At 71.3% G+C, this 25,315-nt stretch carries 18 protein-coding genes; 9 read left to right on the top strand and 9 right to left on the bottom strand.

Features of this window, described 5'->3' with window-relative positions:
- The first annotated feature begins 27 nt into the window (after window positions 1-27).
- From ACIBNE_RS23365 to ACIBNE_RS23350, 4 genes are read left to right on the top strand one after another with little or no spacing between them, the layout of a single operon-like run.
- On the top strand, window positions 28-1,194 hold the full coding sequence (locus ACIBNE_RS23365; RefSeq protein ID WP_399274491.1) for a Kelch repeat-containing protein: 1,167 nt from the start codon (window positions 28-30) through the stop codon (window positions 1,192-1,194).
- Window positions 1,191-4,460 (top strand): hypothetical protein, encoded by a 3,270-nt coding sequence (locus tag ACIBNE_RS23360; protein WP_399274489.1) that lies wholly within the window; start codon window positions 1,191-1,193, stop codon window positions 4,458-4,460. Before ACIBNE_RS23365 ends, ACIBNE_RS23360 begins: the two co-directional genes overlap by 4 nt.
- Window positions 4,441-9,693: a hypothetical protein gene (locus ACIBNE_RS23355; RefSeq protein WP_399274487.1), complete on the top strand. Its 5,253-nt coding sequence runs from the start codon at window positions 4,441-4,443 to the stop codon at window positions 9,691-9,693. The genes ACIBNE_RS23360 and ACIBNE_RS23355 overlap by 20 nt, the downstream gene beginning before the upstream one ends.
- Window positions 9,686-11,539, top strand: coding sequence for a hypothetical protein (locus ACIBNE_RS23350; protein ID WP_399274485.1), 1,854 nt, complete (start codon window positions 9,686-9,688; stop codon window positions 11,537-11,539). The genes ACIBNE_RS23355 and ACIBNE_RS23350 overlap by 8 nt, the downstream gene beginning before the upstream one ends.
- Before the next feature lie 37 nt (window positions 11,540-11,576).
- Here ACIBNE_RS23350 and ACIBNE_RS23345 read toward each other — a convergent pair whose 3' ends face one another.
- On the bottom strand, window positions 11,577-11,807 hold the full coding sequence (locus tag ACIBNE_RS23345; protein ID WP_399274483.1) for a hypothetical protein: 231 nt from the start codon (window positions 11,805-11,807) through the stop codon (window positions 11,577-11,579).
- Window positions 11,808-11,837: 30 nt separating this feature from the next.
- Here ACIBNE_RS23345 and ACIBNE_RS23340 point away from each other — a divergent pair, with 30 nt between their 5' ends.
- On the top strand, window positions 11,838-12,344 hold the full coding sequence (locus ACIBNE_RS23340) for an SMI1/KNR4 family protein (RefSeq protein ID WP_399274482.1): 507 nt from the start codon (window positions 11,838-11,840) through the stop codon (window positions 12,342-12,344).
- A 136-nt stretch (window positions 12,345-12,480) separates the two neighbouring features.
- Here ACIBNE_RS23340 and ACIBNE_RS23335 read toward each other — a convergent pair whose 3' ends face one another.
- From ACIBNE_RS23335 to ACIBNE_RS23325, 3 genes are all read right to left on the bottom strand, one after another.
- Window positions 12,481-14,751 (bottom strand): fibronectin type III domain-containing protein, encoded by a 2,271-nt coding sequence (locus tag ACIBNE_RS23335; RefSeq protein WP_399274480.1) that lies wholly within the window; start codon window positions 14,749-14,751, stop codon window positions 12,481-12,483.
- A 329-nt stretch (window positions 14,752-15,080) separates the two neighbouring features.
- Entirely contained in the window at window positions 15,081-15,350 is a 270-nt protein-coding gene (locus tag ACIBNE_RS23330) for a hypothetical protein (RefSeq protein WP_399274479.1), read from the bottom strand.
- Window positions 15,351-15,797: 447 nt separating this feature from the next.
- Entirely contained in the window at window positions 15,798-17,267 is a 1,470-nt protein-coding gene (locus tag ACIBNE_RS23325) for an MFS transporter (protein WP_399274477.1), read from the bottom strand.
- Between the two features lie 149 nt (window positions 17,268-17,416).
- Between ACIBNE_RS23325 and ACIBNE_RS23320 the strand changes: the two genes are divergently transcribed.
- Window positions 17,417-17,983 carry a TetR/AcrR family transcriptional regulator gene (locus tag ACIBNE_RS23320; RefSeq protein WP_399274476.1) on the top strand — a complete coding sequence of 189 codons (567 nt, stop codon included), beginning with the start codon at window positions 17,417-17,419 and terminating at the stop codon, window positions 17,981-17,983.
- A 128-nt stretch (window positions 17,984-18,111) separates the two neighbouring features.
- Here ACIBNE_RS23320 and ACIBNE_RS23315 read toward each other — a convergent pair whose 3' ends face one another.
- Together ACIBNE_RS23315 and ACIBNE_RS23310 are read right to left on the bottom strand one after the other, a co-directional pair.
- Window positions 18,112-18,663: an EF-hand domain-containing protein gene (locus ACIBNE_RS23315; RefSeq protein ID WP_399274474.1), complete on the bottom strand. Its 552-nt coding sequence runs from the start codon at window positions 18,661-18,663 to the stop codon at window positions 18,112-18,114.
- A 179-nt stretch (window positions 18,664-18,842) separates the two neighbouring features.
- Entirely contained in the window at window positions 18,843-19,373 is a 531-nt protein-coding gene (locus tag ACIBNE_RS23310; protein ID WP_399274472.1) for a pyridoxamine 5'-phosphate oxidase family protein, read from the bottom strand.
- Between the two features lie 151 nt (window positions 19,374-19,524).
- Here ACIBNE_RS23310 and ACIBNE_RS23305 point away from each other — a divergent pair, with 151 nt between their 5' ends.
- From ACIBNE_RS23305 to ACIBNE_RS23295, 3 genes are all read left to right on the top strand, one after another.
- Entirely contained in the window at window positions 19,525-20,844 is a 1,320-nt protein-coding gene (locus ACIBNE_RS23305) for a hypothetical protein (protein ID WP_399274470.1), read from the top strand.
- Between the two features lie 252 nt (window positions 20,845-21,096).
- Window positions 21,097-21,393, top strand: a complete 297-nt coding sequence (locus tag ACIBNE_RS23300) for a hypothetical protein (protein ID WP_399274468.1) — start codon at window positions 21,097-21,099, stop codon at window positions 21,391-21,393.
- 169 nt (window positions 21,394-21,562) lie between these two features.
- On the top strand, window positions 21,563-22,387 hold the full coding sequence (locus ACIBNE_RS23295; RefSeq protein WP_399274466.1) for a class I SAM-dependent methyltransferase: 825 nt from the start codon (window positions 21,563-21,565) through the stop codon (window positions 22,385-22,387).
- Window positions 22,388-22,449: 62 nt separating this feature from the next.
- Here the strand turns inward: ACIBNE_RS23295 and ACIBNE_RS23290 are convergent, their stop codons facing one another.
- The 3 genes from ACIBNE_RS23290 to ACIBNE_RS23280 all read right to left on the bottom strand — a co-directional run bounded on the left by ACIBNE_RS23290 (window position 22,450) and on the right by ACIBNE_RS23280 (window position 25,312).
- Window positions 22,450-23,154 carry a DUF2470 domain-containing protein gene (locus tag ACIBNE_RS23290; RefSeq protein ID WP_399274464.1) on the bottom strand — a complete coding sequence of 235 codons (705 nt, stop codon included), beginning with the start codon at window positions 23,152-23,154 and terminating at the stop codon, window positions 22,450-22,452.
- A gap of 205 nt (window positions 23,155-23,359) precedes the next feature.
- Window positions 23,360-24,307, bottom strand: a complete 948-nt coding sequence (locus ACIBNE_RS23285) for an excalibur calcium-binding domain-containing protein (protein ID WP_399274462.1) — start codon at window positions 24,305-24,307, stop codon at window positions 23,360-23,362.
- 465 nt (window positions 24,308-24,772) lie between these two features.
- Window positions 24,773-25,312 (bottom strand): hypothetical protein, encoded by a 540-nt coding sequence (locus ACIBNE_RS23280; RefSeq protein WP_399274460.1) that lies wholly within the window; start codon window positions 25,310-25,312, stop codon window positions 24,773-24,775.
- Window positions 25,313-25,315: the final 3 nt, after the last annotated feature.

The raw sequence follows: 25,315 nt of genomic DNA, 5'->3' as shown, positions 1-25,315 counted from the left end.
GGACACCACCACGAAAGGGTCGACGCCATGAGCAGTCCCACACTGGCGGCCACCGGGTCCTGGACGAAGGCCGGCGACCTGCCGACGGCCGCCGCCTGGCACGGACAGTTCGACGGCGCGCTGCTGCTGAAGACCGGCAAGGTACTGGTCGCGGGCGGCACCGACGGAGCGGGCGTGGCGCTCAACAAGACCGCGGTCTACAACCCCGCCGACCAGAAGTGGACCGCGGGCAACCCCCTGCAGTTCCCCCGCAGGCTCCACACCGCGACGCTCCTGGACGACGGAAAGGTCCTCGTCGTCGGCGGCACCAGCGGCTCGTCACCGCTGTCCCCGGGGCTGACCGCCGCCGAGCTCTACGACCCCGCCGACGGGACGTGGAAGCCCGCAGCCAGCATGCGCCAGAGCCGGTGGGGGCACAGCGCCGTGCTGCTGGCCAACAAGAAGGTCCTGGTGGCAGGAGGCGTGGCGGTGCGGTCGGGGGACTCGGTCAAGGCCCTGACGTCCGCGGAGATCTACGACCCGGCGACGGACACCTGGGCCGACGCGACCCCCATGACCGACGCCCGCACCGGTCACTCCGCCGTGCTGTTCAAGGGCGGGCAGGTCCTCGTCTGCGGGGGAGCGGCGCCCGTCTCCGGGCGGGACACCGTCCCGCTCGCGTTCTGCGAGCTGTACAACCCGGACGCGAAGACCTGGACGCCGACCGGGAGCCTGCTCCAGCCCAGGAGCGGGCAGCGGACCGTGCTCGCCACGGACACGACCGCACTCGTCATCGGCGGCGCGACCCCCGGCACGCCGGGCGACGGCACCTTCGACCCGTACACCGCGACGACGGCCGAGCGCTACGACCTGGCGACCGGCGTGTGGACCGCCCTGCCCGGCGCACCGGGCGGCCGGACCCTGCACCGGGTGGCCGCACTCGGCTCGGGCAAGTTCCTGGTGGTCGGCGGCACCGACGACGAGCACAACGGGGCGGGCTACCAGAGCGCACTGATCTACGACGACGCGGCGAAGTCCTGGACCGCGGCCGCCGGTCTCCCCACGGGCCGCTGGGCTCCCGGCGCCGTCGCGCTGGCGGCGGGCAAGGTCCTCGTCACGGGCGGGACCACCGGCGCGGGCCTGACGGCCGCCGACCCGGCACTCGCCCAGCTGACCGCCACCACCGAGGTCTTCGGCGTCGGGGGCGGCGCATGAGCGCCAACGCCTACTCCTTCCTGCCGTGGCTGCGCACCGGCATCGCCACCAGGATCGGCGCCGACGCCGCGGGGAACGCCGCCGCGGCCGCGGAGCCCGTGCGCGCGACCATCCCCGTCGTACTGAACCTGCGGGGCGATCCGGTCACGGGCGAGGCGCGGACCAGGACCGTCGAGCAGCGGATCCAGCTGTACGGCCCCGGGGACGTGACCGGTGTCGACGCACGGGCCGTCTCGCGCACCGAACCACGCCCCTGGGTCACCAACGCCGAACCGAACTACCTGGCGCACATCGAGTTCTACGAGGAGAACTTCCTCTGGCGCTACAGCCCCGCGGCCCCCGACGGGAGGGGCAGCGTACTGCCCTGGCTCGCCCTGATCGTGCTGGCCGGTCAGCGGGACTCCGGTGAGCCGGCGGAGTTCACCGAAGTCGCGAACGCGGACCGGCCGCTGCCCGCGATCGTCGTCACCGACCCGGCCGCCACCCTGCCGCGCGCCGACCAACTCGGCGCCTGGGCCCACGTGCACGTCAACGGCGGGCTCGACGACCGGATCGTCTCCGAAACCGCCAACATGCCCGCAGCCCTCGCGGCCCTGCGCGAGGTGCTGCGCACCAACGCGGACAGCGCCTGCTCCCGGCTGATCTGCCCCCGGCGTCTGAAGCCGAACACGCCGTACCACGCCTTCCTGGTGCCCACCTTCGAGACCGGGCGGCTCGCCGGGCTCGGCCTTCAGCCGGGCCGTGCCCCCAGCGCCCTCCACTCCAGCTGGGGGCCGAACTACCAGGGCAGGGAGGCCGCCGGTCAACTCCCTTACTACCACCGGTGGTTCTTCGGTACGGGAGACGCGGGCGACTTCGAGTACCTGGTGCGGCTCCTGGAGCCCCGCGAGCCCGACGAGCGGGTGGCCCGGCGGGACGTCGACGTACAGCGCCCTCCCGGCCCCGGGCTGCCCGGGATCACCACACCGGCCGGCCTGAAGGGCGTGCTCAAGCTCGGCGGGGCGCTGCGGATCCCCGAGCGCACCGCCGACGTGTGGGACAACTGGGACGGCCGCTTCCCGCAACCGCCGCCGACCCAGCCCTACCCGCATCCGTTCCAGGAAGCGCTGGCGGGCCTCGTCAACCTGGCCGACGCCTATCTGGTGAACACCCCCGCCACGGCCAACGCCGACCACGCCGCCGCGGCCGGAGCGCCGGAGGCGCTGACCCTGGCCGAGGAGGTCGACCCCGTCATCACCCCGCCGCTGTACGGGCGTTGGCACGCCCGCACCTCCCGGCTGCTGAGGGAGCGGGACGGCACGCCGGTTCCCGACCCGCTGAACAAGAACTGGGTGCACCGGCTCAATCTGGACCCGCGCTTCAGGATCGCCGCCAACTTCGGCACCCGCGTCGTCCAGGCGCGGCAGGAGGAGTTCATGGCCGCGGCCTGGCAGCAGGTGGGGGACGTGCTCGCCGCCAACAGCCGCATCAGGGCGGCCCAGCTGGCCCGGGAGGTCGGGCACGCGCTCCAGGAGAAGCACCTGTCGCCCCCGGCCGCACCGCCCGGTGTCGACGCGCCCGCCGAATCGGGCCGCAGCCTGCGTCTGACCGCACCCGCCCAGTCCCGGGTGACCGCCCCCGACACCCCTCGCGCCCCGGGCGTCGCGGCCGGGCTCGCGGAAGCCGTCGGAGACCTCGCCGCGGACGTCGCCGTCGGCTTCAAGGTGTCCAGGAGCCGGCTCGCCGCCACGCCCGTGTCACCGCAGATGCGCCGCGTGGCCCGGCCGGGCGCACGGCTCGTGCGAGAGCTCCCGTTCGGCACCGGGCACAGGCAACAACTGGACGTCCTGCTCCCGAAGATGGACCGGGCCACCGGAGCGGTCACCGCAGCGGCGCCCAAGACGGTCCCCGAAGCGGTCGTCACCCCGAAGGACCTCGACGGCGTCCTGCATCCGCCGGGCCCCGCCGCGGCCGCCGCGGGCGACCCCGTCGACGCGCTGCCCACCAGCGACGACTTCTTCGTCAGCGTCCCCGGCGAGGGGATCGTCCCGACCCCGGGAGGGACGGACAGCCCGGAGGCCCGGCGCTTCAAGGACGGCCTGCGCGACCTCTACCGGGGCTGGGCCGACGCCGAGGTCGGCGGCCGCACGGACCCCCGCGACCCGCTCGGCGTCACCGAGACCGGCGACCGGATGCTGACCGGGCTGCGCTCCGACACGACCGTCCCCAGGACGCTCCTCGGCGCCGTCAGCCTGCCCGAGCGCCTCCGGCCGTTCGCCGACCGGTTCATCGAGGCGATGGCCTACCCGGTGCTCGACCTCCCCATGTTCCAGTCGCTCATCGACCTGTCCGTGGACACCTTCGTGCCCAACCTCAACCTCGTCCCGCCCAACACGATCACCCTGCTCGCGACCGACCAGGAGTTCATCGAGGCGTTCATGGTCGGCCTCAACCACGAGATGGCCCGCGAGCTGCTCTGGCGCGAGTACCCGACCGACCAGATGGGCTCGGTCTTCCGCCAGTTCTGGGACCCGCGTCCCGCGCTGCCCCTGCCGGGGGAGACCCCCGAGCAGCGCAGAGAGCGGCTGTACGACATCACCCGCATCCACACCTGGGGCAAGGACACGCCGCTGGGCGGCCACGACAACCGGGACACGGGCGGGCCGCAGGAGGAGGAACTCGTCCTCGTCATCCGGGGCGAACTGCTGAAGAAGTACCCGACGGCGGCCGTCTACGCGCACAAGGCCGACTGGGCGCGCGACGCGGCAGGCCGCCCGGACCCGGGCCAGGAGCGGGTCCTGGCCGAATTCCCCGATGCCGAGCGGCCCCCGCCGCACCTGGTGAAACTGCCGATCTACGAGGCGAAGGTCGCCCCCGACATCACCCTGCTGGGCTTCGACCTGACCGCCGCACAGGCCCGGGGCCACGCGCCGGACGACGCCGGATGGTTCTTCGTGATCAAGGAGCGGCCCGGGGACCCGCGGTTCGGGGCCGACGAAGGGCAGGGCACCCCCGTCGAGGTGTGGAACGACCTGTCCTGGCGGGACGTGGACCCGGGCAACCGGAACTTCATCGAGCTCGACCCGGCCGTCACCGTACCCCTGCTGCCCTTCGACGGGTCCGAGGACGACCCGGAGAAACAGGAGCAGCGCCGCGAGGACGCGGCCCTGCCGCTCTGGTCCGAACGGCTGAACTCCGCCGACATCGCCTACATGCTCTTCCAGGCGCCGGTACTGATCGCCGTACACGCAGAGGAGATGCTGCCCCATGGCCGACCCGCTGAGTGACGACTACCCGGTGCTGCTCGGCCCCGTACGGCTGGAGACCAGGTTCACCGCGACCGAGCTGCTGGTCCGGTTCTTCCCCGACGAATGGGCGATCGACAAGGCCGAACCCCTCCCCAGCGAAGCCGAGTTCGGCGCGCTCGGCGCCTACTGGACGGGACTGTGGCGGGCGGCGGGCGGCGCCGTCGCCGAGCAGGCGGCGTGGCACGAGTTCACCGCGCGCGTACCGGTGGGCAGGGCCTCCTGGCTGACGGGCAGGTTCCCGCCCGCCAACCCTGCCGAGAAGCCCGCCTCCGTGCCCGGGGACACCGCCGTCCTGGTGATCCTCACCGCCGCGGCCCCGGCCGCGAACGACCGGCAGCCGACCGTCACCTACTGGACCGCCGTCTGGAAGGCGCACGGCGACCGCGTCAAGCTCAGGGCCGCCGACGCCGCGCTGCTCACCGCCGTCGGAACCACCCGCGCCCAGGCCGTCCGCAGCCGCCCGCCCGCGGGCGTGGAGGCCGCGGCGACGAGCACGTACGACAACGTCGTCGTCGCCTTCCTGGTGCTGCCGCGCCCCGCCGCGATCGCCGCCGACTCCTGGACCAAGCCCGCCACCGCCCAGCTGCTGCCCGACCGCTTCACCGTCTTCGGGTACGTCAACGGCGAGCAGGTCCTCACCGCGACCGGAGCCACCATCACCGGCGACCTGAAGGTGAGCCCGGACCCGGGCGAGAGCGACCAGCTGAAGCTGGACGAGGAACGCGGGACCCTGCGCGTCCCTGCCGCGCTGAAGTGGCTGACCGACTTCGACGAGGCGGTACGACGCGGCATGGGGCTGCGGATCGCGCTCACCGACCGCTTCCGCGGCGGCCTCGACCGCCTCGTCGCCATCGGACTGCGGGAGCTGAAGACCCCCGAACAGTCCGGCGCCGACCTGGGCGCGCTCATCACCCGGCAGCTCCAGAGCCCGTCGGGCTACGGCCTGCTGCCCCAGGGCACCGCCACCAACAACTCCGAGCGGACCCCGGCGGGCCAGGACGCCCGCACGGAGGCCGACGCCGCACTGCGCACCGCCGAGGGGCCGCGCGCCGCGGCCGCCGACTGGACGACGAAGACCGACGGCCAGTGGTTCGCCGAACTCCTCGGCCTCGACCCCGCGGTCCTGACCGGAATGCCGCACGCCGACGGCACCGACCAGCGCGAGGCGCGCGCCGCCAACACCGCACTGTGGCCCGCGACCTGGGGCAACTTCCTCCAGACCACCCTGTACCCGGCGGTGCCGCCCACGGCCGTGGCACAGACCAGGGAGTTCTTCCTCAAGAACGTGTCGGGGCGCGGCCCGCTGCCCTCCGTCAAGATCGGCCGGCAGCCGTACGGACTCCTGGTCACCACCGCCTTCGGCAAACTCGCCTGGCCCGCCGCGTCACCCCTGGCAGCCCACCGGCGCTTCCTGCTGGGGCTGCTCCAGGAGGCGCGCAAGGACTGGACGACCGCGGCCGCGAAGGTCGCCCACATCGAAGGCGGCAGCAGCGATCCGCACCAGCGGCTCCTGGACATCCTGGCACTGCACCCGACCTCCGCCGAGTACCACCAGCGGTACGCGCAGAGCGTCGAGGACGTCTTCAACCGGGAGAACCTCGCGGGCCTCGGCACCACCGTCACCGAAGCCCTGGAGAACCTGCTGCGGATGCCCCAGCCCATCCGCGCCCTGCTCACCCGGCTCGGCTATCCGCCGCACCCGCCCGAGCGCCCCGACCCCGATCTGATCCGACGGCTCTTCGTGGGGGAGCAGTACCCCCTCGTCGGCCCCCTCGTCGACGACCGGCCGCTCTCCGAGAGCGACCCGGTCCGCCCGTACACACCGCTGCCCCAGGGCCTCAACTACCTGGAGTGGCTGGCCCACCACTCCCGCACCGACCTGGACGCGGTCCGCCTCGAAGACGGCTTCGACGGCGGGCGCCCGCCCGCGGCGCTGCTGTACCTGCTGCTGCGGCACGCCGTGTTCCTCGGCTGGGAGGACGCGGCCCGCCGCCTCGCGGTCGCCGCGGGCCGCCCGGCGCCCCCGCTCGCCGACCCGCTCTTCGTCCACGTCAGAACCCAGCGCCCAGGCGAGTCGCAGCCGCCGGTCAGCGAGAGCAGGTTCCGGCAGCTGTACGCGCCGGACCCCGCGATCACCGGCAGCTCCGACCCGAACCTGCTGGTCCACCAGTTCATCCCGGGCGTCATCGGAACCCACCAGGCCACCGCGCTCCTCGACGAGCAGACCAAGGCGATCGGACAGCTGTCCCGGCTGCCCACGGCCCGCCTGGAACGCGTCCTGGCCGAACACGTCGACCTGGCCACCTACCGGCTCGACGCCTGGCTCCTCGGCCTCGCCAACGAACGCCTCTCCGAGCTGCGCTACGGCTCCGACGGCACGTCCGCACCCCGCAAGGGGATCCACATCGGGGCGTACGGCTGGCTGGAGAAGATCGTCCCCGATCCGGGCGGACACCTCACCCAGGTGCCGCTCACGGGAAAGCTCGCCGAAGTGTTCGGCACGACGTCCATCACCCACGATCCCGGGAACGGCGGCTACATCCACGCGCCGTCGCCCGCACACGCCAGGACCGCCGCCGTCCTGCGCGCCGGATACCTCGCCAACGGCTCGCCCGCCGACGCCGACTCCTTCGCCGTGAACCTCAGCTCCGAGCGGGTGCGCACCGCCCTCTCGCTCCTCGACGGGCTGCGCCAGGGCCAGTCACTGGGCGCACTCCTCGGCTACCGCTTCGAACGCGGTCTGCACGAGGGCCACCCCGGCATCGAACTGGACAAGTTCCTCCCCGCCCTGCGCGGCGCCTTCCCGCTGCGCGCGGGCAAACTCTCCGACGTGAAACCGGGGCCCGGCGTCCCCGTCGAGGTCGTCGAGGCACGCAACGTCGTCGACGGGCTCGAACTCGTCCGGCGCGCCACCCGGCCGCCCGCCGCCCCCACGTACCCCTTCGGCGCCCCGAACATGCCCCCGGCGACCGACGACGAGAAACAGGCCATGAACAAGGAGGTGGACCGCCTCCTCGACGTCCACGACGCACTGGCCGACCTCGCCGTCGCCGAAGGCACCCACCAGGCGCTCCTGGGCAACACCGAGCGCGCCGCCGCCACCCTCGACGCCTACGCCAAGGAGGGATTCCCGCCCGACCCCGCCGTGGTCCAGACCCCGCGCAGCGGCATCACCCTCACCCACCGCCTCGCCCTCCAGCTGACCCCCGGCCTCGGCCCCGACCACGGCTCCACCCTCTTCACCGGCAACGGCCCGCGCGCCAAGGCCGAACCCGCCGTCAACGCCTGGCTCCCCGCACTCCTGCCCCGCCAGGCGGACGTCGGGGTCCTCGTCACCTGGACCGACCCGGTCGGCGGCCAGGCCCGCAGCCGCGTCGTCACCCAGTCCGACCTCGGCCTCCAGCCGATCGACCTCCTGTGGGCGCTGCGCCCCGCGGGGCAGGCGGCCATGACCGACCTGGACGACCGCATCATCGGAGCCGTCGTCGACCGGGACGCACCGCGCCCCGACGCCGTCCTCACCATCCGCTACACCCAGCGCGTCGACGGCCGGATCACCCTGTTCGAACTGTCGCCGCTCGTCGACGCCCTGCGCTCCCTGCTGACGACCTCCCGCCCGCTGCGCCCGACCGACCTGGTGGCCACCGCGGGGACCCGTACCGTCGACCGCTCGGCCGACGACTCCGTGGCACTGCCCAAGGAGCGCCCCGCCGCCGTCCGCAAGGCCCTCGTCGACCTGCGCGACGACCTCGCCGACCACCTGGCCGACCTCGCCCCGCTCTACCCGCCCGAGCCCGCCGCCCCGGGGCGCCAGCAGATCATCACCGGGATCGACGGATTCCTCACGACCTACGCCGAACTCGTCACCTTCGCCGGCGGCTTCGGCATGGTGCGCAGCGGATGGGGAGAGGTCACGGGCTGGCGCCGCGGGGTGTACGTCGACGTGCTCGCCGCCGTCGCGGTGGTCGCCGAGCGGATGGGCCGCGCACTCGCCGAGGCGGACACGCTCATCGCCCGCTACGACGCACTGCCCGCCGCCACACCCGACGAGGAGCGCTTCCGGCTCCTGGAACAGGCGGAGCGGCTGCTCACCACCAAGCCGACCAGCCCCCGCCCCGCCCGCCCCTCCCAGCTGCGCGCCAAGCTCACCACCCGGCGCGTCGCCTTCAACTCCCGCCTCCAGCAGCTGAAACAGGTGGCGCGCACCACCAGGACCACCCTCAGCGGACTGCTCGCCGAGGTCGGCGCGCTCCTTCCCCTGGCCGAGTTCGACCCCACAGGCCTGGACCTGACCCCCTTCGGCGACCGGATCGTCGCCTACGGCAGGGACCTGCTGGAGCGGGGGAACGCGCTCCAGCGCGACATCGCCGAGCGCCTGCGCGTCGCGGACCTGGCCCTCACCGCCTACGACCAGGCGGTGACCGGACCCGACCGGGTCACCGCGGCGACCGACGCGCTGAAGGCCCTCATCGGCGAGGACGTCCTGGCCGTACCGGAGTTCACCCCGCCCGAGCCGCTGGCCACGGACTGGCGCAAGGCCCGCAACGACAGCACGCGCCTGATCAAGCACCTCACCGACGACTTCGGCCGGGACTTCCCCGTCGACGACTGGGTGCACGGCATCGCCCGGGTCAGGGACAAACCCCGCCTGTGGGAGAAGGCCGTCGCCCTGGGCGACGCGCTGCGCGGCCCCGGCGGGCTGCTCGGCAACATCGCCGGATGGCAGGAACCCGCCCTGACGCCCGTGCAGTTGCCCTACAGGGCCGCCGACACCTGGCTGGCCATGGAGTTCAAGGCCGGTACGAAGATCGTCGAGGACCGGCTGCTGTTCACCGCGCACTACGCCGCGGAGCCCCTCATCGGCGCGGGCCGCTGCGGGCTGCTCCTCGACGAGTGGACGGAGGTGGTGCCCGCGGAACGGGAGACCACCGGGATCGCCGTCCACGTGGACGGCCCCGACTCCGAGCCGCCACAAGCACTGCTGCTGGTCGTGCCCCCGGTGAAGGGCCAGAAGTGGACCCAGGGCGATCTGCTCGCAGCGGTGCACGAGACGTTCGACCTGGCCAGGATCAGGGCGGTGGAGCCGGGGCACCTGGACGACACCGCGTACGCCCAGCTCCTCCCGGCGACCGTCATGTCGGCGACCCGCAGGCCCATCACCATCAGCACCGATCTCGCCACCTCCAACCTCCGGTGGAAATCCCATGACTGAGCCGCCCGTCAAGAACCTCCGCGAGGAACTGGACAACCGCGCGACCCCGACCGTCGGGCTGTGGAACCGGCTGGAAGGCAGGCCGCGGACCGTCGACTTCGAGCGTGCGCTGCGGGCCGAGGTGCGCGACCCGCTGTGGCTGCTCACCCGCCAGTGGCAGCTCGGCGAGTTCCGGGGCACGGACGGCGGATCCCCGGTCACCGCGACCTACTCCGTCGCCACCGCCGCACCGAGCCGGTTCCGGCCGGCCGGGGGCACCGCCGAGGCGCTGCCCGCCGACCGGCCGCTGGAGACGCTCGCCGAGCGGCGCGCCGTGCCCTTCGCCTTCGGCGCCGACCGGATCTCCTACGATCTGCGCCTCGCCATCGGCCGCCGCTGGATGAAGCTGCTCGGCCAGAACCTGATCCTCAACATCCTCAGCCTGAACGTCCGGCAGAAGTACATCGCCCGCTATCCGATCGCCCTGCCCGACCCCGCGGCGGACGGCGACAGCCCGCGGGTCGCGCACCCCGAGGTCTGGTCCACGCTGCAGGCCGTGTCGGGGCGGCGGATGGACGGCTACGAGTTCTACCGCCACCTGAAGGCGGGCGGGCTCGCGCACGACGGCATCAGCGGACTGCTGGGGCTGCACCACGCCGAACTGGTCAGGCTCGGCAAGAAGCTGGTCGCCTGGTTCGACACGCTGATCGACCAGCCCGCGCAGGACGCGGCCCGGCACACCGCCAACGCCACCTGGGACCCGCGCCGTCTGGAGCACCGCTTCACGGTCGCGGCCGCCGTACCGGGCGGCACGGGCGAGAAGGCCCTGACCGTGCAGGAGTACCCCGGCGGGACCCTCGACTGGCACGCGTTCTCGATCGACCCTGGACCTCCCGTCGGCGGGACCGCACCCACGTCGACCGCCTTCCACCGCACGGTCTTCCCCGCCCCGGTCCGCTTCTCCGGAATGCCGCTGCCGCGCTGGTGGGCCCTGGAGGACGGGCGCACCAACTTCGCCGCCGTACGCCCCGACAGCACCGACCTGGCACGGCTGATCTTCCTGGAGTTCGCCCTCGTCTACAGCAACGACTGGTACCAGCTGCCCTGCGACCTCCCCGCGGGCACCCTGGCACAGATCCAGGGCCTCGCGGTCACCGACGTCTTCGGGCAGAAGCGCTGGATCACCCCGGCCGGATCGGGCAGCGACGCCGACTGGCAGCGCTGGTCGATGTTCACCCTGGACACCATCGGCGACGAGGACGTGGCCGCCGACACCGGCCTGCTGCTGCCGCCGAGCGTCCCGAAGGTCGCGGAAGGGCCGGTCCTTGAGGAGGTCGCCCTGATCAGGGACGAAAGCGCCAACATGGTGTGGGGCGTCGAACAGACCGTCCGCACGGCCACCGGAGAAGCCAGGCGCGGAGCCGAGATCGCGGCGGAGCTCCTCGCGCACCGGCTGCGCCTGCGCCCGCCGCCGACACCGCCGGCCCCGGCCGCGCCGGTCGCGTACGAGGCGATGAACTCCGTACCGGACAACTGGATTCCGTTCATCCCGGTGCACGTCCCCGGCCAGAACCGCGACGTCCAGCTCCAGCGGGCCGCGATGCCAGGCGTGGTCGACGGCCGGCCGGTCCGCCCGCGCACGGCGCTGCTGCGCGAGGGGTTCGACCAGGGGCGTCCGTACTACGTCAACGAGGAGGAGGTGCCGCAGTCCGGCACCCGGATCACCGTGTCGTACAACCGCACCCGGTGGCGCGACGGCAGGGTCGCGGTCTGGCTCAGCGCCCGCCGGGGCACCGGCAGGGGCGAGGGCTCCAGCGGCCTCGCCTTCGACTTCCTGGTCGACACGCAGCCGCCACCGGGAGGCTAGCGGTGTGAGCCAGGGGTTCGCCGTCGGGCCGTCCCCCCTACAGCACGCGCAGGGCCTGGTCGACGTCACGTTCGCGTCCGGCCAGCGCGTGCAGGACGGCCACGCGCCGATCGGCCGGTTCCTTGCCCAATCGGTCCGCCAGCCGTTGCCGCGCCGACCGCGCCTGCTCGGCGACGGACGTCCCCACGAGCCTGGCGTGGTAGTGCACCGGTGACACCGGTTCCGCGCCGGCCACTTGGCCGTCGAGGAACCACCTGGAGATCGTCAAGCCGGTCCGCGGAGTCCATAGGATGTGTTCGTGGCTCGGTTCGATGAGGTCAAGGCGACGTTCTGGGGCGAGGGGCTGTACGGGGTGCAGCCCTCGTTGACCGATGAGGTCGTGCGTGACGCCGAGCGTCGGCTCGGCGTCCGATTGCCGGCCTCGTTGCTTGAGGTCCTGCGGGTCCAGAACGGCGGGCTGGTGGCCGAGTCGTGGAACGCGTTCCCGACCGTGGCGCCTACCTCGTGGAGCGAGGACCATGTGCCGCTCGACGCCTTGATGGGCATCGGCCGTCGCGACGGCCAGTTGTCGTTGCTGGACTCGGCCTACCTGGTGGGGGAGTGGGGTCTGCCGTCTCCTCTGGTTCTGCTCTCCGGGGACGGCCACTGGTGGATCGCTCTCGACTACCGGGCACGCGGAGAGCACGGGGAGCCGTCCGTGACGTGGTTCGACGCGGAGAACGGCACGGAACTCCCGCTGGCCGCGGACTTCCGCACGTTCGTCCAGGAGCTGGTTGCGGCTGATTCGTTCGACACGGACGGATAGGACGGCGGCCAGCGGCCTCGGGGGCTCGTCCCGTGGCCGTACCTCCGGGTCCGGGCAACGGCAGAGGCCCTCGCGGTCCGGACGCGTGAAGCGCCCGGACCACGAGGGCCAAGGGATCGAACCGCGCGTCTGGGCCTCAGGGCGCCATCAGCGAGATCTCGAACGGCTTTGCCTGCGGCGCCGATTCGGTGCCGTCGGCGGCCACGGCGGTGACCACGTAGTGGTAGTACCCGCGCGCCAGACCGAGGTCCGTGTACGTCAGGGCCGTCACACCCGAAGCGATGCGACGCTCAGGGGTGAAGACGTCCGATCCGGACGTGGACCGGTAGACGTTGTACGAGACGGTGGCACCCTGGTCGCACGCTCCCGCCTCCCAGTTGAGCCGGACGGAGTCCGCGCCCCTGCCGCCCCCGGTGATCCGGGGAGTGGGCGGTGCGGTCATGACCGGGCAGCCGATGGTGACTTCGGCCATCGGCGAGAAGTCCGACCACATGCTGCGCGTACTGACGGCGCGCACCACGTAGTGCCACGTCTTGCCGGCGGGCACGTTGCTGTCCGTGAACGTCGTCCCGGTGAGGAGCGGAGAGACCGCGTAGGCCGTCGCGGGGTCCGAAGAGGTGGTGCGGTAGACGTAGTAGCCGGCCACATCGGCCGACGTGCTCGCGGTCCACTCCACCTTGACGTTGCCGCTCTCGGCCGTCGCGGTCAGCGCGGCGGGCGCGGCGGGCTTCTCGTTGACCGGCAGGCGCTTGCCGTAGACGGTGCCGTAGCCGGGCTCGGGCATGGGCGAGACGTTGCCCGCCGCGTCGACGGCGCGGACCGTGTAGCCGAACTGCACGTCCACCGGGGCGTCGGCGTCCACGTACCTGGCACCCTGCACCACGGCTATCTGCTCCCACGCGCCGAGCAGCGGCTTGCGCATGACGAGGTAGTGGTCCGTGTCATCGGTGTTGGCCGTCCAGGAGAGGTGCACGCCATCGGTGCCGTTCCACGCGTCCAGGCCGTGCGGCATGCGCGGCGGAGTGAGGTCGCCGGTGCGGGTGGCCGAGGCCGTCGTCGACGCGGCCGACTCCGTGCCGTCCGCCGCGACCGTCCTGACCTGGTAAAAACGCACTTGGCTGACCGGCGCGGTGAAGTCGTCGTAGGCGCGGCCGGTGACCGGGGTCGCGGTCAGCCGGGTCCACGGGCCGGTGGCCGACTCGGCGGCGTAGACGTGGAACTGGTGGGCCGGATCGCCGTCGTACTTCCAGCCGACGGTGTTGCGGTCGATCCAGCCGTTGGCGGAGACGACCGCGGGTGCCCGGGGAGCGGGTTCGAGGACAGGCGTGTCGAGCTGGACGGGCGCGGAGTACGGGGAGGCGTTGCCCGCGCTGTCCAGGGCCCGCACCCGGTAGTGGTAGGTCGTGCCCGCGACGGCGCCGACGTCCGTCAGCGAGGGGCTCTGTGTGGGTACGTCGAGGGAGAAGAACGGTCCCTCGGGCGCGAGGGCCCGCTGCACTTCGTAGGAGCTGGCCCCGCTCACCGGTGACCAGGAGAGCCGGGCGCCGAACTCGTCGTACGTGGCGGTGAGTCCGGTGCAGGCGGCGGGGGCCGTCCTGTCCGCGCTGACGACGCGCGTCACGCCGGTCAGCGGGGAGACGTTGCCGGAGCGGTCGACGGCGCGCAGGGCGTACTCGTAGGTGGCGCCGGTCGCCGGAGGTGTATCGGTGAAGGTGTTGCCGGTGATCAGAGCGGTGTTGCGCAGGCTCCAGGCCTCGGAGCTGCCTGCGCGGCGGTAGAGGCGGTAGCCGGCCAGGTCAAGCTCGTGGTTGCGGGCCCAGGTCAGGCTCGTCTTCAGGGTGGCCGGCGCGTAACCGGCCTTCAGGCCTGCCGGACTCAGCGGGGCGGTCTTGTCGTGGGCCGCGCCGATGACGGGCTTGTGGGAGAAGGCGATGTTGGCGGCGCCGGTGTAGGCGCCGAAGTCCACCCGCAGGGTGTGCACCCCGCGCGGGATGACGAGGCGGGTGGTCTTCTTCTGGTCCCGGGTGACGTTGCGCCACAGGTCGACCTTGCGGGTGCCGTCGAGGTAGACGCGGGCACCGTCCTGGACGGTGACGGCGAGGTCGAAGGGGCCGCCGGAGCCGAAGTTGCGGGTCATGCTCCAGCGGACGCCGAAGTTGTCCCGCGGCAGGGTGACGCCCGCGGGATCCCCCTGGCCGTAGTTCTCGGCGATGGAGGTGTCGCAGACGGTGGACTTCGGAGTGCCCGTGAAGGAGGTGTTGGCGTAGTACTGGGCCTTCCACACACCGGCCGAGCAGGTCACGGCTGCCTGCGCGGTGGCGGGGAAGGCGAGTCCGGTGAGGGCGGTGGCCAGGGAGAGCACGGCCGCACCGGCGGTTCGGCGCGCCGCGCCGAGGGATCTTCGCATCTGCTGCAGGTCACTCTTTCGGTCAGGAGACGAACACGAGGCGGATACGCCGCGCTGATCGTGGCATTCGCAAGATCGCCCGCGATAGGGAGTTTGCGCGGAATCGCATCAACCACTTCTCCGCTGTCGAGAGCCGCGCGGCTGAAGGCGCGCCAGATGCCCGCCGGGCTGTTCGCAGGCCGGTCCGCGCTGTCACCAGGCCGGTCCGGGCTGTCGCCGGGGCCCGGCCGATGCCCTGTCCGCACCCGCTTCTGTGGGCAAGGCACGGCGACCGAGGCCGGTTCAGCGGTCGACGCGACGGCTCGTCTCCGAAGGCGGACCGCCGTGACCTACCGTGCGCGGCGCGGCAGTCGGGGTCGCGTCTCGGCCGGTGGGTCGGGTGTGCCTCCGAGGACCCCGCGCGCTCGAAGGACGGCGACGTCGGCGAGTTGTCCGGGGCGGTACAACAGGGCGGCGGGCTGCACGTCGGCCTCCGTCGCGCGCACCGTACGGCGGGGGGCGGCATCCGGGTTCGAGGACGGCAGCGCCGCGGGGGCGCCGGGGTGGTGCTGCGGGCCGGTGCCCAGGGACCGGCGGTGGGAGGGTGGTGGGGAGGTCATCCCGCGATGGTAGGGCCGACCGCCGTCGTTCCGGTGGGAGTTGCGGCAGGTGGTTGACCTGTCCAGCGGGCGCGGTGGTCGGGGGCGGGCCGGAGTCCGTGTGCGGAGCCTCGACGCTCTCCCCTGTCACCTGCTTCCAGATCGTCGGGGCGGTCGGTGCGATGAACTCCAACGTCCAGGCACACTGGGCGGAAACCGGCAACGGTACCGAGCGCTGCACAGCGCCGGGCAGCGGCTTCGAGTTCTCGCACGCTGGTGGTCAGCCGACTCAGGCGTTGCGCTTGCGGAGCACCAACGAGACCATGAAGGCCGCGGCTCACGTCCAGAACGGTACGGTTCGGGGCCCGCGTGCCTTCTGGAGGCTCCGCCGCGGGTGCTGTCTCGTGCGGGGCTGCCACGTGCGCTTCGGACCGGAGGAGGCGCCCCTTTCCGCGCCGTGACAGCGGTTTAGTTCGTACTGTTCGCGGATGCCTCGCCCGGGGTGGCGACCGTCTCTGGACCGGTGGGGCGCCGCGGGACCGCGGAGCCTTCCGCGGGCTTGGAGTGCGCCAGCCACAGGCCGGTGACCACGGCAGTGGCCAAGGTGATGGCGCCGGCCGTGACGAAGGCGCTGTTGAGGCCGGTTTCGAAGGAAGCGCCGCCGGACTGGCGGGTGCGGACGACGGCTCCGAGCGCCGCCACGCCGAGCACCGCGCCGATCTGCCGGGTCGTGCTGCTGATGCCGGACGCGAGGCCGCCTTCCTGAGGGCTGACCGCGTGGATGGCGGCTCCCGTCAGCGGGGGCAGGGTCAGGGCGAAGCCGACGCCGACCACGGCCAGTCGCCACCACACGTTCCCGTATCCGGTGTCGGCGTGCACCACGCCGAGCGCCAGCAGCCCCAGGCCGGCCAGGGCCAGGCCGGTGGTGACCACGATCCGGAAGCCGTAGCGCGCGGCCAGCCGGCCCGCGTACGGGCTGACGAACACCATGGCGAGGGACACCGGCAGGGTCTGCAGACCTGCGCGCAGGATCGAGCTGCCCTGGACGTACACGAAGAACTGGGAGAAGAAGAACGACGAACCCATGAGGGCGAACCCCACCACCACCATGGCGGTGTTGGACACGGTGAACAGGCGCTGCCGGAAGAGTCGCAACGGCAGCATCGGAGCGGAACGGCGTGCTTCGACAGTGACGAAGGCGGCGAGGAGTGCCGCCGCGGCGGCGAAGCTCGCCAGGATCACCGGCGACGTCCAGCCGCGTGCACCACCCTCGATCAGCCCGTAGGTCAGCACCCCCACCCCCAGGACGGACAGCACCGTCCCCGGGACGTCGATCGCGGGGGCACTCGGATTGCGGGACTCCTCAAGGCTGCGCAGACCGACCAGCAGGAGAACCACGCCGATGGGCAGATTGATCAGGAAGATGGCGGGCCAACCGAAGGCATCCGTCAGCACGCCGCCGGCCACGGGGCCCGCCGCCAGGCCGATGCCGCTGAATCCGGCCCAGAGGCCGATCGCCTTGATCCGTTCCTGCGGCACCGGGTGGGCGGCGGTGAGCAGGGCGAGCGAGGCGGGGCTCAGCGCCGCTGCCCCGATGCCCTGCAGCACCCGCCCGGCGACCAGCCAGCCGAGCGAGGGCGCGAGGCTGCACAGCACCGACGCGACGGTGAACACCGCCACACCGGTCAAGTACACCCGCTTGCGGCCGAACCGGTCGGCGAAGATGCCGCCGGACAGCAGCAGCATGGCGACCAGCAGTACGTAAGCGTCGACGATCCATTGCAGACCGGTCAACTGAGTGTGCAGCCGGTGCTGCATGTCGGGCAGCGCCGCTCCGACGATCGTGTTGTCGAGCAGGACCATGAACTGGCCCAGACAGGTCACCGTGAGCAGTACGGACCGGTTCGATCTGCCTGCGGCCGCATGCGATGTACCCATGGGGGTTCCTCCCGATCGTTGTTCGCGCCCGGCCGCGGTCGACGCGGACGGCGACACCCGAGCACGCTAAAGCAGTCGTCGGCTGCGTTAGTGGACTGTAGGGAGGGTCACCCCACAAACGCAAGTCATAACTGCGTTAAGGTGGGGGCATGAACGACGAACAGCGGGCCCGGCGGCCCGGCGGGCGCAGTGCCCGCGTCGGCGCCGTGGTGCACCAGGCCGTCACGGACCTGGTCGGCGAACGCGGCTACGGCAACTTCACCGTCGGCGAGGTGGCGGCCCGCGCGGGCGTGGCCGACAGCAGCATCTATCGCCGGTGGGGCAGCCTGGAAGACCTGCTCGCCGACGTGACGCTCACCCGTCTCAACGCGCAGTCACCGATGCCCGACACCGGGAGCCTGGCCGGTGACCTGCGCACCTATGCGGCGAATGTGGCCCGCGAGATCACCGGCCCCGACGGCCTGGCGCTGGTGCGCCTCTCCGTCGCTCTGTCGGGCAACGGAAAACAGGGCCTGGAGGCCGCGGAGGGCCTTCGCGCCGAACGCATGCGGCAACTGCAGTCCATGCTCGACCGGGCCGACGAACGCGGCGAGAGCCCGCCCGACGCGTTCGGAGTGCTCGACCACGTCCTGGCCCCGATGTACATCCGCGTCCTGTTCGGCCTGGTCCCGCTCACCCCGGAGTACATCGACGGGCTGGTCGACCGGTTGCTGTGACGTCGTCACGACCTGGTACGGACGGGTACGCACCGGAGTTCATGGCGGCCCGGTGCGCCCGGCCCGTCAGGTGCGCCCGGTCCGCCTGGTGCGCCCGGTGGAGCGTGTCCGGTTGCTTCGCCGCGGCCTCAGGCGGCAGAGGTACCGGCGACGGGTCCGCACATCAGGTTGCCCGGCTCTGCCGGGTCGTCGCTGATCCAGAACTGGGTCCACAGCACCGCGAACTCGGTACGGCTGAGGTAGCCGTCGCCGTCCTGGTCGAGCCGGTCGAAGACGTCACCGGTCGGGATGCTCCGGCCGTGCCAGGTGTCGATCAGCCGACCGTGTTCACCACGGGAGATCCTGCCGTCCCCGTTCTCGTCGATCGCGTCGAAGATGGCGTCCGCCGTCGCCGCGACCGCCTGCCGCATGGTCGGCAGGGTGTCGACCACCGCCATCAGCCGGTCCATCCCGATCCGCTCGGCACGGGAGCCGCCGTTGGCGGCCGACAGGTGCTGCCACCAACCGATGATCACCGTACGGACCCGGGCGGCCAGTTCCGGTCCGGCGGCCACCCGCGGCAACAGCTCCCACCGCGCTGCCAGCGCCTCGAAGTCCCCTTCCTCCAGATAGCCGTTGCCGTCCGCGTCGAGCGCGTCGAACATCGCTTGGACCTTCAACCGCTGAAACCCACTGGCCATCACGAGCCTCCTCCTCCGCAGTGCTGCGGGCAGGCTTCCCGTCCCCGTCGGCCAGGCAACGGCGCACAGGATCGCGACGGCCCGGAGCCGCGCACCCGTGCGCCGGTTTGACGCCCTCGGCTCCGGTCGACGCGGTTGGAGGACCTGCTCACTACGGCCCGTCGACGAGCGGCTGCGACCTACTCGCTCGAAGCGGTCCGGTTGGTGTCCTCGCGCGGTGGCTCGGCGCCGTTGCCTCTGCGGATGGTGCGTACGGTGGCGCCGGGCTGCCACACCCGCAAGACCAACTCGTCGTCGTCGACCCGCGTGTGCACGACTTCCGCCAGCTCTGTACGGAAGAGATGGAACGGCTGCGGAGGGTGAACGTCGTCCGCGTACCGCGCAAGCACCTCGGCGTCGGTGACCTCGACTGCCCGGCCACTGACCCGTACGTCCCCATCGGTCATTCCCGCGTCCGGCCCTGGGTTCGCGTGGACGGCGAAGCGCGGATCGCGGCGCAGGTCCTGGGCCTTGCGGGAGTTCGGCATCATGCCGAGCCACAGCTCGCCGGAGCGGATGTCCACCTCAAGGCCGGTGAGCCTGGGGTGGCCGTCCGCGCGCAGAGTCGCGAGGACATGGTGCTTGTACCGCGCGAACCGCTTCCTCACGGCATCCGCGAACTCCGCTTCGGCGGCTTCGAACTCCGCCCAACTGGATGTCTGGTTTTCCATGGCGTCCAGCAAAGCGCTGATACCCGACACCTACTGTCTGGATTCACCCGGCCTCAGCCCCCGTGATCCGCCCGGGAGAACACCGTCCGAGACCCTGGCCGTCCCGTGACTGCGTACGACCGTTGTCAGCGGCAGGGGAGAGGATGGCGGAATGACACTGCTGCCGATCACCGTGCCCGCGTCCTTGCTGGACGTTCACCGTCTCGACCCCGAAGCGGGCGGATGGGGGTTCAGGGCCGATCATGCGGTGGGCACGGCGGCCGGCGACACGTACGTACTGAGCGGCCTGCGTCGCGTCGGAAGGCGTGCCGCCGACTCGGCCGACCCCGCCGAGCGGGATTTCGGCTACCAGCTGGTCACCCGGTACGGATCCGACGGAAAGCCCATCGCCACCGCCGTGTTCGGGCAGGCGGTGCCGGGTGGTGCCCCGTCGGCCGTACCGGAGCGCGAGGGCACGACACTGGCCGTCCTCCCGGACGGCACGGTCGCCGTAAGCTCCAGGCCCGGCAGTACCCATCTGCTCTCCCCTGACCTGGACGAGGTCCGCGTCTCCTGGCCGATGTCCTGGGGCTGGGAGGCGCGGCAGGACGCCGGGGACGATCCGTTCGCCGCGTCGATCGCCGTCACCCCCGCCGGTCGACTGCTCTGCATGACCTCCGAGTACGGGCTCAGCAACTGGGCCGGCGCCCATTCCAACATCGTCGCGGTTTCCGAACCCGTCACAGGACTCGTCCAGGACCGCAAGCCGGTGCTGCGCGCCGTCGCGACCCTGGACTCGCGCACCGACTCCCAGAGCGAGGCCGACTGGTACGCGCACGTGCGCTACGGCGACGAGCCGGTGGGGCGCGGCAACCGGCCCGCGCCTTCGTTGACCGAAGCCCTCTCGCGGCTCACCGGGACCAGCGGCAGCCTCTACGGCTACCTCGACTCCACGATGAGCCGCCCGGCAGCGCTGGGCGACGACCTGTTCGTCGTCCCGGTCTTCGGGAAGATTTACCGCTCGACCAACCGGGGGCAGGAGTTCAGCTTCGCCGTCGTCGACGACCGCGGGCTGTTGCGGGGCCGACTGGGCGGCCTGCATCTGCGCGAGGACAGTCCGTTCACCGGTTTCGACTTCACCCTGGTCGCTGATCCGCACCGCGCCCGCGCCTTCCACCTCAACCGCTACGGCCTGTACGCATGGAGCGCTGACGGGATGCTGCGCGCCCGGATGTCCACTGCCGAGAAGCCGTTCAAGCCGCTCGTGCACTTCGCTCTGCTGGAGTGCACGCCCGCAGGGGAGTTGCTCCTCGCGCACCGCAAGCAGCACGTGCTGTTGCGGGTGCCCGTGCCACGGGACCTGGACGACTTGGCCGTGACCGTGGAGAACGCGCTGAAGGGCTACGGGCGCGAACGCACCGCACTGAAGAAGCGGTACGCGCCCGTGAACTGGCTCTGGTCGGACAGTGCGGCCGCGGTGCGCTGTCTCTGATGATTCGTCAGGCGGGTCTCCCTGAAAGGCTCGTGGAAGCGTGGGCGCCCCCAAGGCTGGCAATCTGGGCTCCGACCAGCTGGCGCCCGGGGTGCTCTCCAAGGCGGCGTGCGGCAATGGGGAGCGACTGGTCGAAGGGGCAGCAGAGGCCAGCGCGCGGGAAAAGGCCGCGAGTTATTACAAAGTGAGACATTCTCTATCAGTCGTATGGGTAGGTAGACGAATCATGTCCGGACTCAAGAAGCAGGCACGATGTCCAAAGACGAGAAGCCGGAAGAATACGGACTCATAGCGCGAGGCGTCGGCAAGCTCGCCCGCATCGCCACCACCGCCTTCATCTCCGAAGAGGCTGGCGACCTCGCCGAAGCCCACGGCGACAGCAAACTCATGGGCAAGATCGAAGGGGGCGTCGCGGGCGAGGTCATCAAGAACCCCGTCGAACGCTTCGCGACCAAGCAGACACAGAAGCTCGTCGACAACGTCAACAACATGACCGACGAACAGCTCAACCGTGCCATCTTCTACCAGCAGATGAACGGCGGCATGTAGCCACCGGTCAAGCGAAGGCCCTCGGCCAGCGCGGTCGGGGGCCTTCGCTGTGCGCTCAACCTGCTGGCCCTCGGGGGTGAGAGTGCCCTGAGGGTAAGGGAGTTGAGGTTTCGTCGACGCGAGCCTAGGCTTACTTAGGTAACCCTAACTTCGCACGGATGGTGATCGAGTGACCAAGGAAGCCGTACGGCTCGGCACCGTACAAGAGACACTGCTCATTCCGCTGTACGGGCGCGCGCTCGACGCCCAGGCCCGCCACTCGATCCTCAAGGACACCGAGGCGCTGCGGATGGTCGAGGCCATCGACTACGACTTCGCCAAGTTCCGTGGCCCCTCCCTCGGCGGCTCCGTGCTGCGCAGTGCGATCTTCGACGGGTGGGTGAGCCGGTTCCTCGCCGAGCACCCCGACGGCACCGTGGTCGAACTCGGGGCCGGACTGGGCACCCGCTCGCGCCGCCTCGACAACGGGCGGGCGCGCTGGTTCGACCTCGACCTGCCGGACACGGTGGAGCTGCGGCAGCGGTTCCTCTCCGACTCCGAACGCACCACGACCCTCGCGGCCTCGGTGCTGGACACCGACTGGTTCGAGACGGTCGCGGAGAGCGGCGGGCCCTATTTCTTCGTCAGTGAGGCCGTCCTCCTCTACTTCGAGGAGGAACAGGTCCGGTCCGTCGTGCAGGCTCTGGCGGACCGCTTCCCCGGGGCCGACCTGGGCTTCGACACCGGAGGCGGCTCCATGATGCGCAACCAGGAACGGAACCCGGTGTTCAAGGCCGTCGACGCACGGATGACCTGGACCTGCGACGACCCGAAGGGCCTGGAGGGGTGGGGGCTGAGGCTGCGCGAGAGCAGGACGTTCGCCACCCCGCAGCCGGACGTGGTCCGAACCTGGCCGCGGCGCCACCGCTACGGCATGCCCCTGCTGGCGCGGCTGATCCCGCCCGTCATCAACTCGTACCGGATGAACCTCTTCACCCTGGAGCCGGGCCGGTAGCCGAATGACCCGGGCCGGAGTGCGGCGCGGGTCATGTCCCCCGGGGCGGACGGGGGGTCGCCTCAGGCAGGCAGACGGTTGGGGTGGGAGGAGCGGCGGGCCGCGGCGAGCAGGGCGTGGATCTGGGGCCCGGCCTGTTCGACTTCCGTGATGGGGGTCGCGAAGGGCAGCCGGGCGTCGTGGTGGCTGCGCGGGTACTCCAGTCGGAGCGTCAGCCCGTAGCGGTCGATGGCCACGGGGACGGCGCGCTGCATGCCGGGAGTTGGCCGGGGCCGTACGAGGCGCAGCAGCAGGGGGACCAACTCGGCGTGGTCGTCCACGAGGTGCGTGAGCATGCTTGCCTCGCAGTGTGCGATGGGGTCGAGCGTGGTGGTCTCCAGGGCGTCGAGCGACACGAATGCGCGCCCCTCGGCGTCCTCGATGGTGGCCTGCCCGAACTCCATGCAGGTGTCCTCCGCCGTCTCTGGCCCGTACGGCGCGGCCAGCAGCCCGGTCACGGTGACGCGGGCGCGCAGTCGGTCTCGGACCAGGGTCGGGGCGATGTCGGTGAGTTCGAGCCGTACGGGGACGCGGTGGGAGAAGGACGGCCCGCCCCTCTCCGCGGGAGCGTGCAGGTGGAAGCGGCTCATGGCTCCGGAGTCGTCGAGACGGCGAACCTCGAAGTGGTGCCCGTCGCTGACCACCGTCATCGAGTGGGCGGCGGCCAGGACCGAGCGAACGCGTTCGGCGGCGGACGGCTGCGTGGCGCGGGTGCTGAAGGGAGGCATCCAAGTTCTCCAGAGGAGGCGGGCGAAGAACCTCAAGCGAGGAACTTAGGTAAGCCTAACCTAATGTGATGTGGGATTCTGGCTCCGCCGGCATCGAGTCCTGGGTGACGGCGATGCGGACGGGCTTGAGCGCCTTCGGGACTGCATCGGCAGGCCGCCTCCGCCCCCTGCTCGGACGAAGCCGGGGGCGGAGGCGGGGCGGCGGTCAGCGGTCGCAGGCGGTTCCGTCGCCATCAGCGTCCAAACCCGGTCTGTATCCCGGTTCACCGAGATGGAGGGGCGCGGCATGGGCGTCTCGCGCTTCTGCGCAGTTCCTGTAGTAGGCGCTCCCTCCGTCGGAGCCGCCACTGGAGGACGACCCGTCGGGGTCGGAGCCGCCCGAGCGCGAAGGATCGGGCTCATGGCTGGCATCCGGGACGTTTGGCTCGGGGTGGAGCCGGATGTGCCCAGGCTTGGGGCACGCGGTTCCCGGCGCGACCAGCTTGAGGTATGCGGTTGTGATGCCCGGAGAGCGGAGTTCCTCGCCCTCCTCGGGCTCCTGTGAGCAGACGATCCAATCGTCAACGGCGTCGGGGAGGGTCACGTCGATGTACGCGCTCTGCGGCTCGGTCTTCTGAAGACGCAGGGGCTTGAGGGTGACGATCGCCTTCACGAAGGGCTGCCCAACGGTCTGGGGCATCTTCCGGAACGGGATGGGGCCGCCGTCTTTCGCCGGGCAGGGAATCCCGGTTCGCACTACACCGAAGTCGAGGGTGGGCAGCGTGCCGACTCGCTTGGCCGCAGCGCTCTGGAAACAGACCTTCCAGTTGTCGTCGTCCCACTGTCCTGCGTTGCCGTCGGAGGCGTCGTGCGACACGGCGTTGTAGCCGTCGGCGTACGCGGCGGCCTTCGCCTGTTCGAGGTTCTGTCCGACGTAGTTCGGCGTCCTGCTCGGGCTCGGGCTGGACTGTGCGGGGACGGTGGCACCTGGCGATACGGCAGGGCGGGGCGTTGCGTCGTCCTCCTTCTTTTTGGGCGGGTCCTGGAGGACGACGAGCAGGAACCAGAGACCGGAAAGCACGGTAGCGATGATCTTCGTACGGGCTGTCCAGCGACTCAGCCAGGCCAAGAGGATTCCGGCAGGCGCGAAGAGCACCAGAAGGGCGATGATCAACGCTGGATGCTGCCACCAGCGCCGAGGAGGTCGGCCCGGAGGGCCGTAGGGGTGCGGGGGGTACGGGGGCGGGGCGGACATGAGACTCCGGCTGGATGGGGCTGGCAGGTCGGGCACTTCGAATTCTTGGATCGGGTCCCGCGGAGCGGTGTGACGACGCGATCTTGACGCCCGCAAGAGCACTTGCTGGCCAGCGCCTTGGTACTGGCGAGTCGTGAGGCGATCGCTGCTGCACCACTCGGCGGGACGCCACCAATTCTTAGCCCAGTCCATCTTTGAAAGGGTCGCGTGCGGCCGTCCCCTTCGGTGAAAGGCCGATGATGCGGGCCTCGCTGCTCGGCCCTCGACCTGGTGCTCATGGCTGGCATGGAGGTTTCCGCGTTGCAGGGAAATCGTCACCGGATCGAGGGAACGCTAGCCGCAAAAGCGCTTGTCGGCACAGGGGCCCTGGTCGTGTCTGGGCGACTAATGCTGCGGGCTGCCGTGGCCCTCGTTCGATCCGAGCGGCGAGGGTACCGCTCCGCTTGCCGTCGGTTCGGGGTGGAAAGTCCGTGCCCAATGGCGGAACTTGACGATCGGGCCGTCTCCCGCTGCGAGTTGTGGCCGCTCCGGGTACTCCTTGTACTGAAGAGCGCGAAGGTCCTGACGGGAGCCGCTGGACACCTGAGTGAGCATCGCACGGATCAACAGTCTGGCGACGGCCCGCTTCCACGAGTGCGGAGACGAACGAGCGCGGGGCAAGACCAGCGTGTACTTCTTGGCGGTCGCGGGCGCAGACATGGGTGCTCGGGTAAGACGATGGAGGAGCGCGAAATGGTCGACGCCGACGATGTTCTCCATGATTTCCTGGGCGTAGCTGGAAAAGTCCCAGCTTTTGTGGACAGGCGGGAAGGCGCCTTTTGGCGCCGCGTCGGGGTAGCATTTCGCGCTGACTTCCTGGTCGTGGTGCCAGGCACGCAGAATTCCGTTTAGATGCGGGCAGCAGGGACGCAGGGCGCGGGCCATGCC

The organism is Streptomyces sp. NPDC050504 (assembly GCF_044458065.1).
Lineage (GTDB): Bacteria > Actinomycetota > Actinomycetes > Streptomycetales > Streptomycetaceae > Streptomyces.
This window is presented reverse-complemented; position numbering and strand designations above follow the sequence as displayed.